We start from the raw sequence: 5,118 nt of genomic DNA, 5'->3' as shown, positions 1-5,118 counted from the left end.
CCTATCCGCAGAACGCAACGCCGCGGTCGCTCGCGAGGCCGCGCCGCACTGGGGTGCGGCGCTCCCAGCGTCCGCGCGGCCTTAAGCGCGTGCGCTCGCCGGTGCGGCTTGGCCGGGGTTATGATCAAGGCCGCCTTGGTCCTGTCCATCCAAGGCTGAAGCCTTGGACTCCGGCCCGGGGCGGCCGGAACGATGCTCAAGGCCCGAAACCCAACCGACCACCGCGCGCGCCGACCCCCATGCATCCTGACCAGGGCGCCGCGACCCGGCAACCTGTCCTTGATCATGGCTGCCCAGGTTCATCGCAACACTTGGGCGCCGCCCCGGCGGCTGCCCAACCGGGTACCGCGGCGAATCCTCTATCCTGCGCGGACCTGCAACGTCCATAATCGCCCCTTGGCCGGGCAGGTCCGGTCCTCCCGGTTTCCGCGACCCCAGCGCCCGCCGGTCGCCCACCCGCGGCGCGGCGGCGCGCGGGGCCTGTCACCGGCCGTGATCGGTCGCCGGGCCTGCCGGCCCCCACCCGCCAGGCTCGCGACCCGTCGGCAATGCAGAAAGGACGACGATGAAAGTTCCAAAGAGTCTCGAGTCGCTGGTACGCGACGGTCTGATCGATGAGGTGATCCGCCCGCTGAAGAGCGGTAAGGAGGCCGCGGTCTATGTGGTGCTCGCCGACGGTGCCATTCGCTGCGCCAAGGTCTATAAGGAGGCGAATCAACGCGGCTTCCATAAGCAGGCGCTGTATCGGGAGGGCCGCAAGGTCCGCAACAGCCGCCAGGCGCGGGCGATGGAAAAGGGCACGCGCTTCGGCCGCAAGGAGCAGGAGGAGGTGTGGCAGAATGCCGAGGTCGATGCCCTCTACCGGCTGGCGGCGGCCGGCGTGCGGGTACCGCAGCCCTATCACTTCGTCGATGGCGTGCTGCTCATGGAACTGATCACCGATGAGCACGGCGTGGCCGCGCCCCGGCTCAACGATCTGGACCTGACCAGCGCCCAGGCCCTGGACTACCACGACCGGCTGATCGCGGAGGTCGTCAAGATGCTGTGCGGCGGTCTCATCCATGGCGACCTGTCCGAATTCAATGTGCTGGTCGACGCCCAGGGGCCGGTGATCATCGACCTGCCCCAGGCGGTCGATGCGGCGGCCAACAACAATGCCGCCCGGATGCTGGAGCGCGATGTCGCCAATCTGGCGGCCTATTTCGGCCAGTTTGCGCCGGAACTGTTGACCACCAGTTATGGCAAGGAGATCTGGTACATCTACGAGAGCGGCAATCTCACGCCCGAGGTCAAACTCACCGGCCATTTCAAGGGCCGCAACAAGGAGGCCGACATCAACGGCATCATGCGGGAAATCAATGATGCGCGCGAGGATGCGCTGCGGCGCAGACAGGCGCGCGACGCCGATTAGGAACCGTTCACTGATAAGCTAAAACAAGTCCATTAGGGAATGCCTGTCGCCTCGTTGTCGTTGTCGTTGTCGTTGTCGTAATCGAGGCGATCGTAGCGCCCCCGATTCTCGCGGATGCCGAACTGCATCGCTTCTCCGATTACGACAACGATTACGACAACGACAACGACAACGACAACGATCGTGTTGTCTTTAACTTGTTCCTGACTCGCTACTCAGGTCTGGCTGAACTCCAGATCGGCCCTCCTGCCCATGCTGCGGATGAACGGGGCCAGGGTCAACCCCTGCACCAGGATCGAGAAGACCACCACCACATAGGTCACCGAGACCAGGATGTCGCGGGCCTCCCCATGGGGCAGGGCCAGGGCCATCGCGACCGAGATGCCGCCGCGCAGCCCGCCCCAGGTGAGGATGGCGACCACCCCCGGTGACCAGGTGCGAAACCGCTTGAGGGCGGCGAGCGGCACCCCGGTGCTGACCGCCCGGGCGGCCAGCACCAGCGGGATGGCCAGCAGGCCGGCGAGCAGGATGGGCGCGCTCATCTTCATCACCATGACCTCCAGGCCAATCAGCACGAACAGCACCGCGTTCAGGACCTCGTCGACCAGCTCCCAAAAGGCATCGACATAGCGCATGGTTTCGGCCGACCAGACCCCTTCGCGGGCCAGATTCCCGATCAGCAGGCCGGCGATGACGACCGTGATCGGCGCCGAGACGTGCCAGTGCTCGGCCACCGCATAGGCACCGCTGGCGACCGCGAGGGTAATGAGCACCTCGACCTGGTAGTTGTCGATGCTGCGCATCATGAGATAGGCCAGGCCGCCGGTGCCGAGCCCCAGGGCCAGACCGCCCAAGGCCTCGGTGAAGAAGGCGCCGAGGAAGATGCCCGGATGCATCCCCGCGGTGCCGCCGACGGCGATCTTCACCAGGACCAGGAAGAGCACCACGGCCACGCCGTCGTTGAACAGTGACTCCCCGGTGATCTTGGTCTCCAGGCTCTTGGGCGCCGCGGCCTGCTTTAAGATACTGAGCACCGCAATGGGGTCGGTCGGCGAGATCAGGGTGCCGAACAGCAGGCAATAGATGAATGGGACCGGCAGCCCGAGCAGCAGGAAGAGCAGCCAGGCGCCGACGCCGACCAGCAGGGCCGAGATGAGCACGCCCAGGCTCGCCAGCACCAGGATGGCCGCACGGTGGCGCGCCAGATCGGTGAGCCGCACATGCAGGGCCCCGGCAAAGAGCAGGAAGCCCAACATGCCGTGCAGCACCGTCTCGTCGAAGGCGATACTGCCGAGCATCCGTTTCACGTCCTGCTCCAGGCCGTCGGTGCCCGGCAGCGGCGAGAGCAACGTCAGCGACATCAGCAGCGCGATCAGCATCAGGCCGATCGCGGTCGGCAGTTTCAGGAACCGGTGGTTGAACCAACTGAAGAGCGCGGCGAGCGTGATCAGGGCGGCGATGATGTCGTAGAGTCTCATGGGGCTTCGGTCCTGGTGAGTGGAATCGCACTTCGCGTCGTTGTCGTTGTCGTTGTCGTTGTCGTTGTCGAGCTTATCGTAGCGCCGCGGATTCTCTCGCACTCGAAATTGCCTCGCTTCTCCGATTACGACAACGACAACGACAACGAACGTGTCTGTGTTTACGGTGTTTTTGACTCGCTACTGACCCGAGCAGCGACGCAGCAGCAAAAAAATCAATCGCGCGGCGCCGCGGACCTGAGCGCCTCCAGACGCGCCGCGGCCGCGGGGACGCCCAGCGCGGCGGCCTTTTCGTACCAGTCCCGCGCCTTGTCCGCCCGGGGCTTGGTGAAGGGTGAAGTGCCGGGCGTCCAGTGCAGCGGGTCGTAGAGTTCGCCGTAGGCGAAGGCGGCCGGGCCATCGCCTTGGCCGGCCAGGGCGCGTACCAGGAAAAAGTAGGGGTCGAGACGCCCGGCCGCGCGCAGGTCTTGGGCCAGGGGCCAGAGGAGCGCCGCGGGGGGCGCGGCCCCGCCGCCGATCAGGGCCTCCACCAGGGGGAAGGCCTCCGCGGGCCGTCCGGCGGCCCGCAACGATTCGGCCAAGGCCAGGAAGGCGTCCGCCGGGAGCGCCGTCCGCGCGCCGGCCGGGGCGTCCGCGTTGGCGGCGATCAGGGCCCGGGCGGCGCTCAAGGCCTGATCGTCACGGCCGCCCTGCACCAGGGCCGCGAGGTCCCCGGCCGGGGGCGGCGGCGGGCCCGGTTCCGGGGGACCGGGCTGCGGCTGGGGCTGGGACTGGGGCGTCCCCGGGATGGTCGTCGTCGCGGGTGCCGGGGGCCTGGGCGGCACCGTCTCCAGGGGCCGCAGCACGACATAGAGCCCCCACCCGGCGGCGAGCGCGAGCACAGCGCCCAGGCCGCCCCGGAGCAGCGTCGCCCGCGGCGCAGTCCGCCCCCCCGGCGGCTTGGTCTGGGCCGCGGCGCTCGCACCATGCGCGGGCGCGGCAACCGCCTGGGTCGCCGCCGGCCAGCGCCGCAACAGGTCGTCGAGGCTCGCGGGCCGGCGTGCCGGGTCGGGCTCCAACATGGCACTGAGCCAGGGGCGCAGGGCAGGCGGGAGTTCGGTCAGGTCCGGCACAGCCTCGCGGGCACGCAGGGCGGCAGCGAAGTTGTTGCCCATGTCCAGGGGCCGCCCGCGGGCGGCGGCGGCCAGGATCAGCCCCAGGCTGTAGATGTCGGAGCGTGCGTCCACCTCCCCGCCGAACATGCCGAACTGTTCCGGCGCGGCGAAGCGCAGCTTGCCGGCGAACGAGGCGCCGATGATGGTCTCCTGGGTCGGGTCGGTGAGCTTGCTCAGTCCAAAGTCGATGAGCTTGGCGGTGTCCACCCGCTCGCCCGGCAGGATCACGTTGTCCGGTGAGATGTCGCGGTGGATGGCCCCCTGGCGATGGGCCTGCGCGAGCCCCGCGGCGAGCCGATCGCGCAGCGCTATGACCTGGTCCACGGGGAGCGGCCCCCGGCGCAGGCGCTCCGCCAGCGAGGGCCCCTCCACGAACTCCATGACCAGATAGTCCCGCCCGTCGGCGTCGCGCACGAAACCGTCGTAGCTCACGACCGCGTCGTGACGCACCCCGCGCAGGACCTTCGCCTCCCGGTAGAACAGATCCATGACCTGGCGGTTGGCGGCCATGGCGGGGCGGATCACCTTGACCGCGTGCAGGGTCGAGAGCCCGGCGTGGCGCGCCAAATAGACCTCGCCCATGCCGCCGCCGCCCAGCAGCCGCTCGACCCGATAGGTATTGACCAGCAGGGTGCCGGGCGAAATCCCGTGCAGCGGAGGCGCTCCCGCGGTGTCGGCCGCGGCGGGGTCGGCCGCCGCCCCGGCCGCGCCGGCCTGGATGGTGGTCGCGTCCGCCGCCGCGCCCGGCCCGGTCGGGGCCGCGGGACCCACCCGGGTCGCCGCCGCGGGGTCCGCCGCGCCGCCGGTCAGTCTGGTCGGTTCACTGTTCATCTGCCCCTTTGCTCCCACAGCGGGTTCCGCCGCGGCGTGCGGGCGGAACAATGGACCTGACCGGGACCTCGGGTGTCCCAGGCGTCGCGGCGGGGGGGCCGTGCGGCCCGACCCGACCCGGGCATTGTAGCGGGCCGCCCCGCCCCCGGGGCCGGCCGTCGGCGGTCAGACGAGGCGCCGGGTGCGATCAGAACTGATGTGGCGACCGGGATCCCGGGTACGCTGTCGTTGTCGTTGTCGTTGT

Annotated in this window: 4 protein-coding genes; 1 reads left to right on the top strand and 3 read right to left on the bottom strand. The window is 69.3% G+C overall.

Annotated elements, in window-relative coordinates; translation table 11 throughout:
• The first annotated feature begins 565 nt into the window (after positions 1–565).
• Positions 566–1,411 (top strand): PA4780 family RIO1-like protein kinase, encoded by an 846-nt coding sequence (locus QZY48_RS10115; protein ID WP_295430663.1) that lies wholly within the window; start codon positions 566–568, stop codon positions 1,409–1,411.
• Positions 1,412–1,626: 215 nt separating this feature from the next.
• Here the strand turns inward: QZY48_RS10115 and QZY48_RS10110 are convergent, their stop codons facing one another.
• The 3 genes from QZY48_RS10110 to QZY48_RS10100 all read right to left on the bottom strand — a co-directional run.
• The gene (locus QZY48_RS10110; protein WP_295430665.1) at positions 1,627–2,889 is read right to left on the bottom strand and encodes a sodium:proton antiporter; all 1,263 of its coding nucleotides are present in this window, start codon (positions 2,887–2,889) and stop codon (positions 1,627–1,629) included.
• Between the two features lie 215 nt (positions 2,890–3,104).
• A complete protein-coding gene (locus QZY48_RS10105) occupies positions 3,105–4,874 on the bottom strand; it encodes a serine/threonine-protein kinase (RefSeq protein ID WP_295430661.1) in 1,770 nt (589 codons plus the stop codon).
• On the bottom strand, positions 4,871–5,118 hold a 248-nt coding region (locus QZY48_RS10100), incomplete at its 5' end, for a hypothetical protein (protein WP_295430659.1). The genes QZY48_RS10105 and QZY48_RS10100, both read right to left, overlap by 4 nt.

The sequence above is a fragment of the uncultured Thiodictyon sp. genome (assembly GCF_903828115.1).
In the GTDB taxonomy this organism is placed as follows: domain Bacteria; phylum Pseudomonadota; class Gammaproteobacteria; order Chromatiales; family Chromatiaceae; genus Thiodictyon.
The sequence above is the reverse complement of the archived record's forward strand: the minus strand, read 5'-3'. Positions and strand labels throughout refer to the sequence as shown.

Excerpts from the sequence above, each read along its gene's own strand:
- QZY48_RS10115 (WP_295430663.1), top strand. The coding sequence starts at position 566 with ATGAAAGTTCCAAAGAGTCTCGAGTCGCTGGTACGCGACGGTCTGATC.
- QZY48_RS10110 (WP_295430665.1), bottom strand. The coding sequence starts at position 2,889 with ATGAGACTCTACGACATCATCGCCGCCCTGATCACGCTCGCCGCGCTC.
- QZY48_RS10105 (WP_295430661.1), bottom strand. The coding sequence starts at position 4,874 with ATGAACAGTGAACCGACCAGACTGACCGGCGGCGCGGCGGACCCCGCG.